We start from the raw sequence: 16,806 nt of genomic DNA, 5'->3' as shown, positions 1-16,806 counted from the left end.
TTGCGTCCCGTTGCGGGATCGATACAGATCTGGGTAGCCAGCCCCGTAGATGGCACAGACACAAACGGGGCGGGCACCCTGCCCTCCCCGTTGTCGCTTCAACCCACGGCAGCATCGCTATCACCGATGCTGCAGCGGTGTGTAATCGCTGCTGCTACAACGTCACCACGACCTTGCCTTTGACGCGGCCGGTGTCTACATGCGCCAGCGCTTCTTGCGCGCGCGCGAACGGATACACCGTGTCGATCACCGGGCGCAATGCACCGCTGTCGAGCAACGCTGCCAACGTCCGCAGCTGCGGACCATCGCCGCGCATGAACAGGAACGTGTAGGACACCTGCCGCTGTCTGGCCTGCGCACGCACCTTGCGGCTGAGCAGGCGCATCACCAGCCGGAGCGGAAACGCCAGGCCGAGCTGCTGCGCGAATGCGGGGGTCGGCGGACCGGACAGCGAAATCAGGCTGCCGCCGGGCTTGAGCAGCTGCAGCGACTTGAGCAGCGTCGGCGTATCCAGGCTATGCAGCACCACATCGTAATCGCGCACCAGCGCCTGGAAATCCTGCTGCGTGTAGTCGATCACCAGATCGGCACCCAACGACTTGACCAACTCCACATTGGCAGTGCTGGTGGTGGCGGCCACGTACGCTCCCAGATGCTTGGCCAGCTGGATCGCGATAGTGCCCACGCCGCCGGAGCCGGCATGGATCAGCACCTTCTGCCCCGGCTTGAGCGCAGCGGTTTCCACCAGTGCCTGCCAGGCGGTCAGGCCGACCAGCGGAAACGATGCGGCCTGCTCCATGCTCAGGCTGGCCGGCTTGGGTGCCACCACTGCCGCATCGATCGCCACGTACTCGGCCAGGGTACCGATGCGGCCGGGTTCGATCTTGGCGAACACCGCATCGCCGACCGCGATGTCGCGCACCGCGGTGCCGACCTGCGTCACCACGCCGGCCACATCGTTACCCAGCACGAACGGCGTCTTGAATGGCAGCAGCATCTTGAATTCGCCGTCGCGCACCTTGGCGTCCAGCGGGTTGAGGCTTGCTGCGCTGACCTTGATCAACACCTCGTTGGGGCGCAGCTGCGGCATCGGGATGTCGCCGATCCGCACCGGGCCATGTTTTTTGTATTGATCGACGATGACGGCTTTCATGCATGTCCCCCACAGGCGCGCGCGCCCATCTTGGCATCGGTGCGATCGATCCTGCGCATCATGCGCGCGCTCCGGCAGCGGACGGGCCGCTGGCGCGGGCCGGCGACGCGACCTGATCCAGCTTGAGTTCCTTGCGCAGCGCCTTGCCGAGCATGCGGTTGGGCAACAGGCGACGTAGCAGGCTCAGCTGCCTGGCCACCTTGCCGGCGGTGTAGCGCGCCTTCGGTTGCGGATCCTGTGCTGCCTTCACCACAACCTCGGCCACCACGCTCGGCGCATCGGCCTTGCGCATCACCTCAGCGACGTGCGCGGCCAGATGCGTACGCATGGCACGGTAGATCTCCAGCGGCGCATCCGGCTGCAGCGAATTGGCATCGAACGGCGTCCTGGTATACGCCGGCTCGATTACCGAGACCCGGATACCCCAATCGCGCAGTTCGTGATCGAGCGATTCGCTATAGCCCTCGACCGCATGCTTGCTGGCGACATACAGCGCCGTGTACGGAATCGGCACCAGCCCCAGCACCGACCCGATGTTGAGGATGCGTCCACCGCCCTGCTTGCGCATCTGGCCGATCACCGCATTGGTCATGCGCACGGTGCCGAAGAAATTGGTGTCGAACACCGACTGCGCCTGCGCGATGGAGCTTTCTTCCGCGGCGGCGGGCGCGACGCTGAAGCCGGCATTGTTGACCAACAGGTCCAGGCGGCCTTCTTTGCGCAGCAGGATGTCGATGGCGGCGGCCACCGACGCGTCGCTGGTGACATCCAGCTCCAGCATCTGCACCCCGGGCGTCGTGGAGGGGCCGCCGCGGCGGCTGGTGCCATAGACGGTATAGCCGGCCTGGGCCAGGTGGGCGGCGGTGGCTTCTCCGATGCCGGAGGAGGCTCCGGTCACGAGCGCGATCTTGCGGTTCATAGGTGGCTGGTCTCAGGTGATGTGCGGAAGCAAGCCATGGAGGCGCTGCCGTCGCACGGGTGGAGGTGGAAGCCGCGGCTGCGGCGGACTGCTGTCTGCACATCTAAAATATTATGAACATCATATTTTTTGACCAACGACAAACCCGGGCGCGCTGCTCAGGCTGCGTCGAAGTGTTCGAGTGCCGCCTTGCGCATCGCGGCCGACAAAGCGGGGTCGTCGACGGCACGCGCCAGCATCAAGGTGCCGGCCATGGCGCAAACCGTCACCAGTGCCCGTGCATGCGCCTGCGGCGTTCCCCAGTCCGGCGACTGGCGGGCGGCCAGATCGATCATCTCCTTGATGCGGCGGGTTGCCGCCTGGCGCACTGCCGGTGCCTGCCGGTGCATTTCCGACCCCAGCGCGGCGATCGGACAGCCGGATCCGACGTTGCCAACGTGCCCATCGGAGAGATACGCCCGCATCAGCGCCTGCGCCGCCTGCTCCGGCGGCGCGGCGGCAGCGATCTGCGCGGAGGTGGCCACCGTCTGCGCCCCGGCATGGTCGGCAGCCTCGGCCAGCAGCGCCTCGCGCGATGCAAAGTGCGCATAGAAGCCACCGTGGGTCAGCCCGGCCTCTTTCATGATGTCGGCCACGCCGGTGCCGTCGTAGCCGGTGCGCCGGATCGCGCGCGCAGCGACTTCGACGATGCGTGCATGGCTGTCGGCCTTGCGGCCTGACGCTGCCCGGGAACGTGGCGAGGTCTTTTTCATGATGGTCATCATAAATAAGATCGACCGCGATGGACGCTGCGCCAGCTGCTGTCCGACGAGCGGTAGGAGGCGGGCTCAGGCCATCGCCGGCTTTCAGGAGCCAGCGGCGCCGGGGCGGCACACACAAGGCACTGGCAGCCGTACGTTTCCCTGAAACGATGGTCTGGCCGGGCGCGGGTTTGCCGGCCAACCGTATGGCGAGGCCGGGCTTGCGCATGGCGGCCGCCGGGACATGCAGTTGGTCCCATGGTGCCGCCGCCTGCTGTCGCAGTTGCGCATCGCCGCTGCAGGAAAGCATGGTGCCAGAATCTGTCACCACCGATTCCTACACTGGGCGCCCAACCCGAGGAATGTCCTGGTGACCATCATCACTCGCTTCCGCAGCAACGCCCCTGCGATCACGCCAGCGCCCGATGCGCATGCGCCGACCCTGGTGCCATCGCATGCGGCCACGTCTGCGGCCTGCAGCGCTGGCTGGCCTGGCGTTGGTCGCCGCACCGGGCCTGCCGCCCATTCCGGCAACCCGGTCGGCCGACCAGGCGTGGATCCCGCCTGCCAGGTCACATCCGCACGCACCTCTGCCATCGGAGCACCGCGCCGATGAAGCGTCTTCAATACAACCGATATGGCGGCCAGGACGTCATGCAGCTCGCCGACGTCGCGCTTGCTGCGCCTGCAAAGGGCCAGGTCGCGGTGAAGGTGAAGTACGCCGCGATCAATCCGGTCGACTGGAAGATGCGCAACGGCGTCATGAAGATCGTGACCGGGCGGCAGTTTCCGCGTGCGATGGGCATGGATTTCTCTGGCATGGTGCTCGCAGTGGGCGAAGGCGTCGCCCGCTTCAAGCCAGGCGATGCGGTGTTCGGCCTGGCGCGTTTCAAGGAGTGCGGCGCACTGGCCGAGGCGGTGATCACCACCGAAGAGAATCTGGTCAGCAAACCCGACAGCGTCTCCTACGAAAGCGCCGCGTGTCTGGGCACGCCCGGGGTCACCGCGTGGAATGGTCTGGTCGACAAGGCTGCGCTGAAGAAAGGCCAGCATGTGTTCGTCAACGGCTGTGCCGGCGCAGTGGGCGAAGCGGCTGTGCAGTTGGCGCAGCTGCTGGGAGCGACGGTATCCGGGAGTTGTAGCGCCGGATCGATGGAGCGGGCCGGATCGCTGGGCCTGAAACAGGTCTACGATTACAGGGTGACCCGACCGGACGACATCCGTGAGCGCTTCGACGTCATCTTCGACACTTCCGCCGTCATGAAGGCAGCCACGGGATTGGCGCTGCTGCGCGACAAGCGCGGCAGCTTGCTGGATCTGGAACCGGACCTGGGAAAGTTCGTCCGCGCGGTAGTGGACCGCCGTTTCAAACTGGTGTTCTGCAAGCCCTCCGCCGCCATCCTGGCCCACCTCGCCAACGCGGCGAATGCCGGAACCTTCGGTTTGCCGATCGGGGAGATCGTTCCGCTGGAAGGGGCCATCGACTTGATGAACGCGCTTGAATCCGGCCAGAAGCGCCCGGGCAAGGGCCTGGTCAGAATGGACTGACATGTCGCGTAGCCAACGCCTGTTGGATCTATTGCAAGTCTTGCGGCGACATCGGGCAACCGTGTCCGGAAGCACGCTTGCGCAAGAGCTTGGCGTGTCGCTGCGCACGATCCGGCGCGATATCGCGACCTTGCAGGCAATGGGTGCCGATGTCGAGGGAGAGGCAGGCGTGGGATACATCCTGCGACCGGGCTTTGTGCTCCCACCCCTCGCCTTTACCGAGGAAGAACTCCGCGCGCTGGTCACCGGCGCGCAGTGGGTCAGCCGCCAGAGCGACGCGGCGATGACCCACGCGGTGCACAATGCGCTGGCAAAACTCGACGGAGTGATCTCGCAGGAGATGCGCCTGGCACTGGACGACAGTGCGCTGTATATCAGCCGGGGACCCCAGCCAGAATCCATTGTCGACCTTGGCAAGATCCGCAAGGCGCTGCATGCACAACGCAAACTGCGCATCGGCTATACGAGCAAGACCGGTGTGGTGTCGGAGCGCACGGTCTGGCCGATCATGCTGGGCCTGGTCGACGCACGGTGGAAGATCGCCGCATGGTGCGAAGCATGCGGCGATTTCCGCATCTTCCGCACAGAGGCCATCGACAGGATCGAGTATCTGCAGGAGCAGTATCAGCACAATCGCCGCCAGTTGGTGAAACGATGGCGGGCCAGCGAAAGCCATCCCTGCAAGCAGGGCGATTGCTGAGCGCTCCAACGTCAGCGCCCCGCCCGCCGACCGCTATCGCAGCCAAGACGTCGCTGATGGCGTTCTGCACGACGCAACCACCACCAGCGACGTTGCCCAACAAACTAGCGGTGATTCATCCGCTCGAACAAGGCTTCACCCAAGCGACGGGTGTCGGCCGAGATCCCGATCAGCACCTCGTCCTGACCGGCTTCAAGCTGGGCGATCGCCTCCTGGGCGAACTGCTCAGCGGGCATCATGTTGCGCGTGGCGGTGCCTGCACTGCGCGTACCACCACCCAGACCGGTATCGACGATGGGCGGCGCTATCTCGATCACACGGACGGTACTGTCCTTCAACTGGTGACGCAGACTCAGGGTGAAGGAGTGCAGCGCCGCCTTGCTGGCACAGTAGACCGGCACATCGGCCATCGGCGAGAACGCCAGCCCCGAGGTGATGTTGATGATGGCCGCGTGTTGTTGCTGCCGCAGCAACGGCAGCAGCTCGGCAATCAGATGGATCGGCGCGGTCAGGTTGATGGCGATTTCCTGGTCGAGATCGGCCACAGCATCGGTGCCGGTGAAATCGCGATGCCGCTGCACGCCGGCGTTGTTGATCAGCACGTTGCAGTGCGGATGGTGTGCCCGCAACCAGTCCACCAGTTCACGACGACTTGCCGTGTCGGCGATATCGCAGACCTGGGTGATCAGCGCCGGCAGCGTGTCCTTGGCCTGGCGTAACGCAGCGGCGCTGCGACCACAGATGATGACGGTGTTGCCCTGCTCCACCAGCGCGCGTGCGAGCGCAAAGCCGATGCCGGTGGCACCGCCGGTGATCAAGAGGGTGTTGGAGGTGAAATTCATGCGCAATATCCTTCCAGGGTCAGTGGAGGCGCGCCGATGATGGGTCGTGAGAGATCAGCGGGCACACCTCGTTCCGGCAAGGCCGGTCTCGGTGTCGCGGATACCCTCGCGGGAGAGCTGGCCACCCTGATCGGATGGATGACCGGGCTACCATCCGGCCTGCACTCTTTCGACCGCGCAACTGTAGCCAAGCCATGCAACGCGGGCAATCGGGCAGGGCGCGGTGACGAACGGGGGTTCAGCATCGTCACTGTGTCGGCTGCGCTCACCGAGCGCGATCCGCTGGCCGGCGATGGCGCCACGGCACGCTGCCATCAGGCCGACGGCAGCGGCGTGCACGCGCAGGAGATGACCAGGTGGTTCGCCACCGATGCCCCACGTCTGTGCCTGGATGCAGTGGAAACCGCTGTCCCAGGGCACCGATGGACGGCTGAGAAAGCCGGAGTCGCGTATTCGTAGACGACGCTTAGCGACGTCTCGGCAGCGCCGTCTCCGGTGGTCTACGGCGACCTGCTGCGGTTGCTGTTGCAGATCACTCACCGAGTCCTGCAACCCGCTGGAAGACATCGAGTCTCCGCCTGCGGGGGCTCGATGTTGTTGCAGCACCGGTGTCGGTCACCGATTGCTGCGGCAGGAGGGAGCGCGCGTCGCCCCACTCCTCCGGCCGCCGATCGACGCCAGCAATGGCGCGTTACCGCGCCGACAGTTCTGCCCGGATGATGTCCGCGCCCGCACTGAGGGCCTTGAGCTTGCCCCTTGCGACGTCCCGGGCAAGCGGCGCCATCCCGCAGTTGGTGGACGGGTAGAGCTTGTCGGCATCGACAAAGCGAAGCGCCTTGCGCAGCGTATCGGCTACTTCCTCCGCTGTTTCGATCGTGGTGCTTGCCACGTCGATGGCCCCGACCATCACCTTCTTGCCGCGCACCAGTTCGATCAGATCGATCGGCACGTGCGAGTTGTGGCACTCCAGCGAGATGATGTCGATGCTGGACGCCTGCAGCTTGGGGAACGACTCTTCGTACTGACGCCATTCCGAGCCCAGGGTCTGCTTCCAGTCGGTATTGGCCTTGATGCCGTAGCCATAGCAGATATGGACGGCGGTCTCGCACTTGAGCCCTTCCACCGCGCGTTCGAGGGTGGCAACCCCCCAGTCGTTGACCTCGTCGAAGAAGACGTTGAAGGCCGGCTCGTCGAACTGGATGATATCCACGCCGGCCGCTTCCAGCTCCTTCGCTTCCTCATTGAGGATCTTCGCAAATTCCCATGCCAGCTTGTCGCGGCTTTTGTAGTGCGCGTCGAACAGGGTGTCGATCATCGTCATGGGGCCAGGCAGCGCCCATTTGATCGGCTGCGCGGTCTGCTGGCGCAGGAACCTGGCATCGTCCACGAACACCGGCCTGGGGCGGCTCACCGCGCCAACGACGGTGGGGACGCTGGCGTCATAGCGATTGCGGATCCTGACGGTCTCGCGCTTTTCGAAATCGACGCCGCTGAGGTGTTCGATGAAGGTGGTGACGAAATGCTGGCGGGTCTGCTCGCCGTCGCTGACGATATCGATGCCGGCGTGCTGCTGTTCCTGCAGCGACAGGCGCAATGCGTCCTGCTTGCCTTCGCTCAGTTCCTCGTCCTGCAGCTTCCAGGGAGACCAGAGTTTCTCGGGCTGTGCGAGCCAGGACGGCTTGGGCAGGCTGCCGGCGGTGGAGGTGGGGAGCAGCTTTTTCATGATGAGTGATGTCTTGCGTTCGTGTTGATTAGGAAGCGTGGCTGGAAGCCCATTGCTTGAGGATGTTTCCGTAGGGCCTGATGAAGTGCTCCTCGGTAAATTTCCCCTGCGTGACAGCGAGCTGGCTGCGCTCTTCGCGGTCATAGACGATCTGGGTGGACGAGTAATCCTGATGCTTCAGGCTCGGCTGATAGATGGCCCCTGCCGCGGAATTGGCGTTGTAGATTTCTGGCCGGTAGATCTTCTGGAAGGTTTCCATCGTGCTGATGGTGCCGATCAGCTCGAGATTGCTGTAATCGCCGAGCAGGTCGCCGAAGAAGTAAAAAGCCAACGGGGCGACGCTGTTGGGAGGCATGAAATAGCGCACCTGCAGGCCCATCTTCTCGAAGTAGCGATCGGTCAGGGAAAATTCGTCCTGCCGGTACTCGATGCCGAGCACGGGGTGCCGGTTGCCCGTTCGGTGATAGACCCTGCTGCTGGAGACGCTGATGCAAATGACCGGCGGCTTGGCGAACCGCGTGCTATACGCCTCCGAGTTCACGAAATGCCTGAACAACTGTCCATGCAGGCTGCCGAAATCGTCCGGGATGCCGAATGCGGACCTGTCCTGGTTGTGGGCGGGCAGCAGCACGCTGAAATCGTAGTCGCGGACGTAGGAGGAAAAGTTGTTTCCTGCGATGCCATCGATGCGCGCGCCGGTCGTTCTGTCGAGGATGTTGGTCTTGAGGATCTCGATCAACGGAAACTCATCGCCCCGTTCGCTCCCGGCAACCGTCATCTGCACCGAGATGATGTCCAGTTCCACAGCGTAGCGGTCGCGCCTGGGGTTATCCCAATGCGCCAGGTCGTTGAAGCGGTTGTTGATCATCGCAAGCGTGTTGCGCAAGTTTTCCTGGCGACGCTCACCCCTGGCGAGGTTGGCGAAGTTCGTGGTGTTGCGCGTATTGCCCGCGGGACGATAGTCCTCGTCGAAGCGGAGGCTCTTGATGCCGAAGGTGAATTCTTGAGTCATTGCGAGCTGACGCCTTGTTTCCGAGATGAGACGGGCGGGCTTGCCTGCACAGGCGGCGATGCCTGCTGGAGGGAGCCCGGAAATCCGGATCGGCAGGCGATCGCCCGCTGATCCGGTGGCCGGCAAAGGGCGTTGCGGCCCGCCGGCCTTGGGCCGATTGGCCCTCAGGCTGCGGCCACGTTTTTTTCCGCGGCGCTGGTGCCTGCCGGCCGCGTCAATGCGATCAGCGGCAGTGCGCGCTGCACTGCCAGCCTGGCGCGCTCGGCCAGGGCCTCGTTGTGCACGCGGTAGTCCAGGAAGTCGCGGTCGGTGGCGTAGATGCCCAGCGGCAACGTACGCGCCTGGAAAAAACTGAAAAGTGGCCGCAGCTGGTGATCGATCACCAGCGCATGACGCTCGCTGCCGCCGGTTGCCGCCAACAGGATGGGCGTGTCGATCAAGGCATCCTGATGGATGAAGTCGAAGAAATGCTTGAACAACCCGGTGAAGGAACCGCGATAGACCGGCGTGGTCACCACCACAACGTCGGCCTGCTCCACCGCCGACAGTGCCTGCTCCACCGTTGCCGGCAGCTGCGAGCGCCACACCGCACCAGCAAACTGCGGTGCCAACGCTCCCAGTTCGACCAGCTGTTGCTCGCACGGCACTGCCTCGGCGATCAGGCCCAGCAGGTGATCGGCCAGGGCGACGGCTTTGGAGGGACGTTGCAGCCCGCCGGAGACGGCGACGACGCGGAGCGGGTGTGGCACTTTGACAGTCATGCGGGGCGGCCTAGAACGACGAGTCCTGATGCTAGGGCTCGCATTCGATGAAGTAAAATGGTGTTATTTCAACAATCCATGAATTCGGATCATCTGAATGCTTGAGCGCATCCATCTCACCATCGTCCAGCAGGTCGAGCAGCAAGGCTCGCTGACCGCCGCCGCCGGCGTACTGAACCTGACCCAGTCGGCGCTGAGCCACAGCATGAAGAAGCTGGAGCAGCAGCTGGGCACCGACGTCTGGCTGCGCGAGGGGCGCAGCCTGCGCCTGACCCAGGCCGGCCAGTACCTGCTGGCGGTGGCCAACCGGGTGCTGCCGCAACTGGACCTGGCCGAAGAGCGCCTGGGGCAGTTCGCACAGGGCGAACGCGGCGCGCTGCGTATCGGCATGGAGTGCCACCCCTGCTACCAGTGGCTGCTCAAGCTGGTGGCGCCCTATCTGGCCACCTGGCCGGACGTGGATGTGGACGTGAAGCAGAAGTTCCAGTTCGGCGGCATCGGCGCGCTGTTCGGTTACGAGATCGATCTGCTGGTCACGCCCGACCCGCTGTACAAGCCAGGGCTGCGGTTCGAACCAGTGTTCGACTACGAGCAGGTGCTGGTGGTGGCCAAGAGCCATGCGCTGGCGTCGGCTGCCTACGTCAGGCCGCAGCAGCTGACGCGCGAAGTGCTCATCAGCTATCCGGTGGACCTTGAGCGCCTGGACATCTACAGCCAGTTCCTGTTGCCGGCCGGTGTCACGCCCAGGCGCCACAAGGCCATCGAAACCACCGACATCATGATGCAGATGGTGGCCAGCGGCCGCGGCGTGGCCGCCATGCCGCGCTGGCTGGTGGAGGAATACGCTTCCAGGATGGAGGTGGTGCCGGTGCGGCTGGGCGCGCGCGGCATCCCCAAGCAGATCTTCCTGGGCGCACGCGAAGCGGATATCGCCATCGACTACCTGCGTGCCTTCATCGAACTGGCGCGCCAGCCTGCCAATGGCACCGCCATGACACCCGAAGCCCACTGACGGACATCACCACAACGCGCGCGCGCTGGCGCTTTTCCAGCTCGATCGGAGTGGACATATCTCAGCCACCCAATCATCACCTCAGAACGGCAAGAGCCTTTGATGTCTCCGGATACGCCCCGCCTGGCCAGCACCATCACCGACGCCTATTCCCTGGAGGTCGGCGCAACCGACATTGCCGGGCTGACCGCAGCGGCGCCTCGGATCATGCGCGGCTCGACCATTGCCATCCCCTACCTGCCCAACCAGGACGACGACGCGCGACTGGCCGCTGCACGGAGGGTGCACACACTCGGCTTTCAGCCGATGCCACACCTGTCCGCGCGCCGCATCGCCTCGCGCGAGGAGCTCCACACCTTCGTCAGTCGCGCCGTCGATGAGGCCGGCGTCGAGCGTTGCCTGGTGATTGCGGGCGATCCACCCGCTCCGAGAGGGCCGTTTGCGGACAGCTTGTCGCTGATCGCTACCGGGATCTTCGAGCGCTGCGGCATCCGGACCATCGCCGTGGCGGGGCATCCGGACGGACATCCGGACATGCCTGCGACCGCCCAATGGGATGTGCTGGAACGCAAGTGTCGCAGCATCGCCGAGCGCGGCATGGCGCCGCTGATCGTCACCCAGTTCGCCCTCGATGCCGACCTCGTGCTGGCTTGGTTGCAGGCGCTGCGCGCGCGTGGCATCGAACATCGCGTGCGTGTGGGCGTTCCCGGTCCCGCGGGCGTGGCGGTGCTCGCACGCTATGCCGCACGCTGCGGTGTCGGCGCCTGTGCATCGATGCTGTCCAAGTACGGCATCTCGCTCGGCAAGTTGCTGGGGACCGCCGGGCCGGATCGCTTTGTGGATCGCCTGGCCACAGGCCTGACTGAAGCGCATGGAGACGTCAGCCTGCACTTCTATCCCTTCGGCGGCATCGCGCAGACTATCGCTTGGGTGGAGCACTACCGCTCCAGCACCGCGCAGGTCAGGGCGGACTGACACCGCGCCGAATTGAGCGCTGCACATCGATCGCAACCCTCCGGCTTTATCAAGCGATGCGTCGAGTGCCTCGCCATGTGCACGACCTGGATCACAGTCCGTAGTATTTATTTCTGGCGTTTTTGTTTGCTGCGCGTGAGGTGCTGCAGCGCACAGCAGACCTGTCACAAGCGCGAGGTATAACCATCGGCGAATCGCGGCGAGGGGGCGCTGCATCCGGTGTCGCTGCACTGCGCAGCGGCATCGCTTCTGCAACGCTCAAGGAGAGATGTCGCCATGCCGAAGCCGTCGCTGTTGTCATTGCTGTGCACCCTGCCGCTCGTGACCACGCCGCTCGCAGCAGCCGAGCTGCAGCCCAAACAACTGGCTGGCCCACCGGAGGAGTTCGCGCAGATGCGCGCGCCCGATCCGGCCGAGTCGGCGATCCTGTCCAAGAGTGCGCTGCTGCCGGTGGAACTGACGCCCGCAGGGACTGCAGCGCGGTGGCAAGGCACGCTGCCGGTGGAGAACGGCCACCTGCGCTTCATGGTGCTGGCGGGCGAACAGGCGTGGGATGCGGCGATCAGCGCGCCACGCGTTGCCGGCGCGCGCGCCGCTGCCGTTGCACCGCAACTGCAGGCACAGCGCACACTGCTAGGCACGGCCGAGAGCGGCGCCAGCGGCATGCGCTATGCCGTGGACACCGCCCAGAACGGCAATTGGTCGCTAACGCTGCACTCGGCATCACCAGTGGCGCAGCGTGGCTATGTGCTGATGGAAGGCGATGCGCGCACGCAGCTGGCCTCATACCCGCGCGATCGCCAGCAGTTGGTGGGCAAGTCGCTCACGCTCAACGCCATGCTCAGCGGCAACGACGCGCATGGAGCCACCTTACTTGCGGGCCAGGCCGGCCAGATCGATGAAGCCAGCCTGCGCGTGATCGATCCGCAAGGCGGCGTGCGCGTTCTGCCGATGGCCGACGATGGTGCGCATAACGATGGTGCCGCCGGCGACGGCGTGTATGGGGGCAAGTTCCAGCCAACGCGTGAGGGGACCTGGATCGCGCAGGTGATCGTGCGCGGGCACGACCAGGCCGGGCAGGCATTTGTCCGCACCAGCGAACACGTGTTACCGGTGCTGGATACCTCGCTGCGATTGCTCGGCAACGCGCTCAACGCACGTGCTGGCGAGGGTACGCGGCTGACGGTGGCACTGCCGGTGGCGGCGCGCGGCAATGCACCGTCGCACTATCGGGTGTTCGGGCAGGTGTGGGGTACCGATGCCAAGGGCAAGGACGTGCCAGTGGCGTGGATCGGCGGCATGCTGACGCCGCAGCAGGGGCAGTTGCCGTTGAGCCTGGACGAACGCTGGATCGCGCGTGCCGGTGCGCGTGCGCCGTTCACACTGCGCGGGCTGCGTATCGAAGACCCGGATCACTATATTCCACTGGTGCAGGCCGGCACGCTGCCACTGCAGGTGCCCACGTTGCGACGTGCCAGCATTGCGCGGTCCAGCGCGGCGATCGATGAAAGCATGCGCATGGGGCCGCGCCCGTCGACGCTGGCCACCGCGATGGCACAGCCGCAGGCAACGGGCTCGCAACTGGTGCTGGTGCACGGCTATTGCTCCAACGGCGTATGGCCGCAGGCGCAGTTCACCAATGCCTCGACATTCCTGGATGCCAAGCAAAACCGCAGCAACGATCAGTTTGCGCAACGCATCGCACAGTTCGCCAGCCAGTGGTCGTCGTTCTCCACGGTGGCGCACAGCCAGGGCGGCATGGCCGCACTGCATCTGTATGCGTACTACTGGAGCGGCCTGGATAACGCCAGCGGCGGGCGCGTGATGCAGTCGGTGGGTACGCCGTACCAGGGCACCAATCTGTCGGGCGTGCTTGCTGCGGTGGGCTCGTGGTTCGGGGTGGGCTGCGGCACCAACACCGACCTGACCTACGACGGCGCCAAGGCCTGGCTGGCCGGCATTCCCGCCGACGCACGCGCCAAGGTCAACTACTACACCACCTCGTTCGCCAAGACCAACTGGTACACCAACGACTATTGCAACGCGGCCTCGGACCTGGTGTTGAACGACCCGGAAGACGGCACCGTGGAGCAGGTCAACGCGCAGCTGCCGGGCGGCGTGAATCGCGGCCACACCACCGGCCAATGCCACACCACCGGCATGCGCGACCCGGCGCAGTACCTGGACGCAAACCGCAACGCAGTGATGAACGCCAACGCGGCGCGGTGATGTCGTGCTTGAGGTGAAATGGCCGGCTCTGCGCCGGCCATCTTACCGGCGCGCCGCACTACGACACGACTTGACGATAACGCGTGTTCTCACCCGCAGCTGCGTCGCGCGGAAACCCAGGCCTGCCCGGCGATCGATACGTGATGTGTCTACCTCTCACCTTTTGATTTCGGTACGGCGTTCGAGAGGGCTGTTAACCACTCCAAGCGGTTTATTAGCCACTCAAGGCCGCTTCGGCAGCCCACAGTTCCGCATCTGCGCCTGCGGGGATGAACATCGGCGCAGCCGGGTCGGTGGCAGAGCGCCAGATGGCTTGCGCGACATCGATTAACTGCGTCCCGGGGCCGGCCGATGCGCCCATTCGCGCCAAGGTTTGCTGCATAAAGGTTCCATAGACGGGGTCATCGATGCCGCGAACACCGATGCGTGCGGTGGCACGGAAATCCGTCTCCCCACATGAGCCCGGCGAGACGACGCGTACGCGGATGCCGAAGTCCTCCAGCTCGGCGGCCAACGATTCGCTCAGCGCATTGACCGCGGCCTTGGCAGCGCGGTATGCACCGATCAATGGGAGGGGTTTGAGCGTTGCGCTCGATGACACGTTGACAATGACCCCGGCGCGGCGCGCACGCATCTGCGGCAATACTGCTTGCGTCACCGCAAGCGTGCCGAACGTGTTGGTTTCGAACAGCTCGCGTACCGACTGCAGGCTTGCCAGCTCCAGCGGAGCGGGCGCACCGAAGCCTGCGTTGTTGACGAGAACGTCGATGGCACCAGCAGCGTGGATCGCGGTTTGAATGCTGACCGCATCAGTGACATCGAGCTGCAACACCTTCAAACGGGAAGACTCAGGAAGCAGACCCTCGCGCAGGCCGCGCATGGTGGCGACCACGTTCCAGTCGCGCTCCAGGAAGTAGCGGGCGGTTGCCAGACCAAAGCCGGACGAGCAGCCAGTGATGAGTACGGTTTGCATGAAGCACCCTAGGTGATATGACGAAGGGTGTACCGTAAGCCGCCAAAGCCGTACTTTCGATATTCTAAAGTGCAAATTTCATTTGCGAGAGTCCAATGCTCGACCCGCTTGCCGAAGTTGTCTTGCTGCTCAGGCCAACCGCAGAGTTTTCCAAACTTGTCGTTGGCGCTGGTGCGTGGTCGGCGCACCGCTCCGATGCCCCAGGCCCGTTTTATTGCGCGGTCATCGAAGGAGCGTGCCGGTTGGCGCTTGAGGATGGGCAGGCGTACGTTCTCCAAGCCGGCGATTTTGTGCTGGCGCCCGCCATGCTCGCCGTCACGCTCTCTAGCCTGCAGGCCTCGGCCGGGCAAGCGCACACGATACCTACCGACATGGGCGATGGCACATTCCGCATCGGCGTCATGGACGGACCTGCGAATCTTCGCATCGTGATTGGGCACTGCAGATTCGGCTCGCCCGATGCCGCGCTCCTGGTATCGCTACTGCCACACCTGGTGCATGTGCGCGGCGAGCCGCGACTCACCACGCTGGTGCATCTGGTTGGCGAAGAAGCACGCGCACACCGACCTGCACGCGAGCTGGTGCTTGCACGCCTGCTGGAAGTCCTGTTGATCGAAGCATTACGCTCACTGACAGCCGGCGATACGACACCAGGCCTGGTGCGCGCGCTCTCCGATGCGCGCCTGGCCGCGGCAGTGCGCGCGATGCACGGTGCTCCGGCGCATGCGTGGACAATCGACGCATTGGCCAAAGAAGCGGCACTATCGAGGTCATCGTTTTTTACGCGTTTCCATGGTGCGATGGGCGTGGCGCCGATGGAATATCTGCTGGCATGGCGCATGGCGCTGGCCAAGACGCTTCTGTCGGAGCAAGGGCTTGGCGTCGCGCAGGCAGCGCAACGGGTAGGCTACGGCTCGGCCAGCAGTTTCAGCGTTGCATTTACTCGCCACACTGGCAGCCCACCATCACAGTACGCGCGCACTGCAGTTCGGTAAACGGGTTGTAAAGGCATCCAGCGGCTTCAGGCCGAGCGCCCGCAGCTGCATTGAGACACAGCCGCAGCTGCAAGCAGATGCGCTCACGCTGGCGCATCGATGCGTGACGACTTCTGCGCCTGGGCGAACTCCTGCAAGAAGCCCCGCTTCAGCAAGGGCCGGGCTTTATCAGTTTCACTTTCGACGTCATTCGCCTTGACTGCCCAATTGAACTGCGCCTGCCGTTACTGGACGCCTGAGCCACCAAGTAGGTCGATGTGTCAGCAAACTGGATATGTCACACGGATCCAACGACCTTGCAACGCTCCCTAGCGAAACACCACCGTACGATGGCCGTTGAGCACGATGCGATGTTCGACATGACGGCGTACCGCGCGCGCCAGCACCAGCGACTCGGTGTCGCTGCCCAGGCGCACCAGATCGCGCGGGGTCATGGCGTGGTCCACGCGGGCGACGTCCTGTTCGATGATCGGGCCTTCGTCCAGGTCTTCGGTGACGTAATGTGCGGTGGCGCCGATGATCTTGACGCCGCGCGCGTGCGCCTGGTGGTACGGCTGCGCACCCTTGAAGCTGGGCAGGAAGCTGTGATGGATATTGATCGCGCGCCCGGCCAGCGCGCGGCACAGGCCCGGCGAGAGAATCTGCATATAGCGCGCCAGCACCACCAGATCGATGTGCAGGTCCTCGACCAAGGCGAGCAGCTGCGCTTCCTGTTCGGCGCGCGTGTCTGCGCTCACCGGCAGATGATGGAAGTCGATGCCATAGGACGCGGCCAGCGGTGCGAAATCGGCGTGGTTGGAGACCACTGCGACGATATCCACCGGCAGTTGCCGGCTATGGGTGCGAAACAGCAGGTCGTTGAGACAGTGGCCCTGCTTGCTCACCAGCACCAGCAGCCGCGCGCGGCGACGCGCGTCGTGCAACTGCCATTCCATCCGGAACGCGCCTGCCAACACCGAAAACTGCTGTTCCAGTCTAGCGATATCGGTTGACGGCGGTTTTTCGAAATGCACGCGCAGGAAGAAGCGGCCGCTTTCGTCGTCGCCGAATTGCTGGGCATCGAGGATGTTGCAATCAAGATCGAACAGCAGACCGGTGACGCGGTACACGATACCGGTGCGGTCGGGGCAGGACAGCGTGAGAATGTAGTCGGAGCGCATCGGCGCAATGATAGCCAATGCATGGCAGCGCGGGCGCAGTGCTTGCGTCGGTAACTGTTACATT

16 protein-coding genes are annotated in these 16,806 nt (G+C 64.5%); 7 read left to right on the top strand and 9 right to left on the bottom strand.

Annotated features, from left to right (window positions below; translation table 11 throughout):
• Window positions 1-154 precede the first annotated feature (154 nt).
• From VZ068_RS02195 to VZ068_RS02185, 3 genes are all read right to left on the bottom strand, one after another.
• On the bottom strand, window positions 155-1,153 hold the full coding sequence (locus VZ068_RS02195; protein ID WP_349656766.1) for an NADP-dependent oxidoreductase: 999 nt from the start codon (window positions 1,151-1,153) through the stop codon (window positions 155-157).
• A gap of 58 nt (window positions 1,154-1,211) precedes the next feature.
• Complete coding sequence (locus VZ068_RS02190) at window positions 1,212-2,051, bottom strand: oxidoreductase (RefSeq protein ID WP_349656765.1); 840 nt, start codon at window positions 2,049-2,051, stop codon at window positions 1,212-1,214.
• 179 nt (window positions 2,052-2,230) lie between these two features.
• Window positions 2,231-2,824: a TetR/AcrR family transcriptional regulator gene (locus VZ068_RS02185; protein WP_349656764.1), complete on the bottom strand. Its 594-nt coding sequence runs from the start codon at window positions 2,822-2,824 to the stop codon at window positions 2,231-2,233.
• Window positions 2,825-3,070: 246 nt separating this feature from the next.
• On the opposite strand from VZ068_RS02185, the gene VZ068_RS02180 reads away from it, so the two are divergent.
• Entirely contained in the window at window positions 3,071-4,360 is a 1,290-nt protein-coding gene (locus tag VZ068_RS02180; RefSeq protein WP_349656763.1) for an NAD(P)-dependent alcohol dehydrogenase, read from the top strand.
• Between the two features lies 1 nt (window position 4,361).
• Window positions 4,362-5,060, top strand: a complete 699-nt coding sequence (locus tag VZ068_RS02175) for a YafY family protein (protein WP_349656762.1) — start codon at window positions 4,362-4,364, stop codon at window positions 5,058-5,060.
• A gap of 104 nt (window positions 5,061-5,164) precedes the next feature.
• Here the strand turns inward: VZ068_RS02175 and VZ068_RS02170 are convergent, their stop codons facing one another.
• The gene (locus VZ068_RS02170; protein WP_349656761.1) at window positions 5,165-5,902 is read right to left on the bottom strand and encodes an SDR family oxidoreductase; all 738 of its coding nucleotides are present in this window, start codon (window positions 5,900-5,902) and stop codon (window positions 5,165-5,167) included.
• 36 nt (window positions 5,903-5,938) lie between these two features.
• Here VZ068_RS02170 and VZ068_RS02165 point away from each other — a divergent pair, with 36 nt between their 5' ends.
• Window positions 5,939-6,361, top strand: a complete 423-nt coding sequence (locus tag VZ068_RS02165) for a hypothetical protein (RefSeq protein ID WP_349656760.1) — start codon at window positions 5,939-5,941, stop codon at window positions 6,359-6,361.
• Between the two features lie 232 nt (window positions 6,362-6,593).
• On the opposite strand, the gene VZ068_RS02160 is transcribed toward VZ068_RS02165, so the two are convergent.
• From VZ068_RS02160 to msuE, 3 genes are all read right to left on the bottom strand, one after another.
• Window positions 6,594-7,625, bottom strand: a complete 1,032-nt coding sequence (locus VZ068_RS02160; protein WP_349656759.1) for a methionine synthase — start codon at window positions 7,623-7,625, stop codon at window positions 6,594-6,596.
• A gap of 28 nt (window positions 7,626-7,653) precedes the next feature.
• The gene (locus VZ068_RS02155; protein ID WP_349657628.1) at window positions 7,654-8,637 is read right to left on the bottom strand and encodes a DUF1852 domain-containing protein; all 984 of its coding nucleotides are present in this window, start codon (window positions 8,635-8,637) and stop codon (window positions 7,654-7,656) included.
• A 164-nt stretch (window positions 8,638-8,801) separates the two neighbouring features.
• On the bottom strand, window positions 8,802-9,398 hold the full coding sequence (msuE, locus tag VZ068_RS02150; protein WP_349656758.1) for an FMN reductase: 597 nt from the start codon (window positions 9,396-9,398) through the stop codon (window positions 8,802-8,804).
• A gap of 97 nt (window positions 9,399-9,495) precedes the next feature.
• Here msuE and VZ068_RS02145 point away from each other — a divergent pair, with 97 nt between their 5' ends.
• The 3 genes from VZ068_RS02145 (at window position 9,496) to VZ068_RS02135 (ending at window position 13,614) form a co-directional block, all read left to right on the top strand.
• Window positions 9,496-10,410, top strand: coding sequence for a LysR family transcriptional regulator (locus tag VZ068_RS02145; RefSeq protein WP_349656757.1), 915 nt, complete (start codon window positions 9,496-9,498; stop codon window positions 10,408-10,410).
• A gap of 99 nt (window positions 10,411-10,509) precedes the next feature.
• Window positions 10,510-11,385: a methylenetetrahydrofolate reductase gene (locus VZ068_RS02140; RefSeq protein WP_349656756.1), complete on the top strand. Its 876-nt coding sequence runs from the start codon at window positions 10,510-10,512 to the stop codon at window positions 11,383-11,385.
• Between the two features lie 276 nt (window positions 11,386-11,661).
• A complete protein-coding gene (locus tag VZ068_RS02135; RefSeq protein ID WP_349656755.1) occupies window positions 11,662-13,614 on the top strand; it encodes a choice-of-anchor X domain-containing protein in 1,953 nt (650 codons plus the stop codon).
• A gap of 214 nt (window positions 13,615-13,828) precedes the next feature.
• On the opposite strand, the gene VZ068_RS02130 is transcribed toward VZ068_RS02135, so the two are convergent.
• Complete coding sequence (locus VZ068_RS02130) at window positions 13,829-14,587, bottom strand: SDR family oxidoreductase (RefSeq protein WP_349656754.1); 759 nt, start codon at window positions 14,585-14,587, stop codon at window positions 13,829-13,831.
• Between the two features lie 95 nt (window positions 14,588-14,682).
• Between VZ068_RS02130 and VZ068_RS02125 the strand changes: the two genes are divergently transcribed.
• Window positions 14,683-15,582 (top strand): AraC family transcriptional regulator, encoded by a 900-nt coding sequence (locus tag VZ068_RS02125; RefSeq protein ID WP_349656753.1) that lies wholly within the window; start codon window positions 14,683-14,685, stop codon window positions 15,580-15,582.
• A gap of 308 nt (window positions 15,583-15,890) precedes the next feature.
• On the opposite strand, the gene purU is transcribed toward VZ068_RS02125, so the two are convergent.
• Window positions 15,891-16,742, bottom strand: a complete 852-nt coding sequence (gene purU / locus VZ068_RS02120; RefSeq protein ID WP_349656752.1) for a formyltetrahydrofolate deformylase — start codon at window positions 16,740-16,742, stop codon at window positions 15,891-15,893.
• Window positions 16,743-16,806: the final 64 nt, after the last annotated feature.

Origin of the sequence: Xanthomonas sp. 10-10, from assembly GCF_040182365.1 — a bacterium.
Lineage (GTDB): Bacteria > Pseudomonadota > Gammaproteobacteria > Xanthomonadales > Xanthomonadaceae > Xanthomonas > Xanthomonas arboricola_F.
The sequence above is the reverse complement of the archived record's forward strand: the minus strand, read 5'-3'. Positions and strand labels throughout refer to the sequence as shown.

Coding starts and splice junctions, on each gene's coding strand:
- VZ068_RS02195 (WP_349656766.1), bottom strand. CDS start 1,153: ATGAAAGCCGTCATCGTCGATCAATACAAAAAACATGGCCCGGTGCGG.
- VZ068_RS02185 (WP_349656764.1), bottom strand. CDS start 2,824: ATGAAAAAGACCTCGCCACGTTCCCGGGCAGCGTCAGGCCGCAAGGCC.
- VZ068_RS02180 (WP_349656763.1), top strand. CDS start 3,071: ATGGTGCCGCCGCCTGCTGTCGCAGTTGCGCATCGCCGCTGCAGGAAA.
- VZ068_RS02175 (WP_349656762.1), top strand. CDS start 4,362: ATGTCGCGTAGCCAACGCCTGTTGGATCTATTGCAAGTCTTGCGGCGA.
- VZ068_RS02170 (WP_349656761.1), bottom strand. CDS start 5,902: ATGAATTTCACCTCCAACACCCTCTTGATCACCGGCGGTGCCACCGGC.
- VZ068_RS02165 (WP_349656760.1), top strand. CDS start 5,939: ATGATGGGTCGTGAGAGATCAGCGGGCACACCTCGTTCCGGCAAGGCC.
- VZ068_RS02160 (WP_349656759.1), bottom strand. CDS start 7,625: ATGAAAAAGCTGCTCCCCACCTCCACCGCCGGCAGCCTGCCCAAGCCG.
- VZ068_RS02155 (WP_349657628.1), bottom strand. CDS start 8,637: ATGACTCAAGAATTCACCTTCGGCATCAAGAGCCTCCGCTTCGACGAG.
- msuE (WP_349656758.1), bottom strand. CDS start 9,398: ATGACTGTCAAAGTGCCACACCCGCTCCGCGTCGTCGCCGTCTCCGGC.
- VZ068_RS02145 (WP_349656757.1), top strand. CDS start 9,496: ATGCTTGAGCGCATCCATCTCACCATCGTCCAGCAGGTCGAGCAGCAA.
- VZ068_RS02135 (WP_349656755.1), top strand. CDS start 11,662: ATGCCGAAGCCGTCGCTGTTGTCATTGCTGTGCACCCTGCCGCTCGTG.
- VZ068_RS02130 (WP_349656754.1), bottom strand. CDS start 14,587: ATGCAAACCGTACTCATCACTGGCTGCTCGTCCGGCTTTGGTCTGGCA.
- VZ068_RS02125 (WP_349656753.1), top strand. CDS start 14,683: ATGCTCGACCCGCTTGCCGAAGTTGTCTTGCTGCTCAGGCCAACCGCA.
- purU (WP_349656752.1), bottom strand. CDS start 16,742: ATGCGCTCCGACTACATTCTCACGCTGTCCTGCCCCGACCGCACCGGT.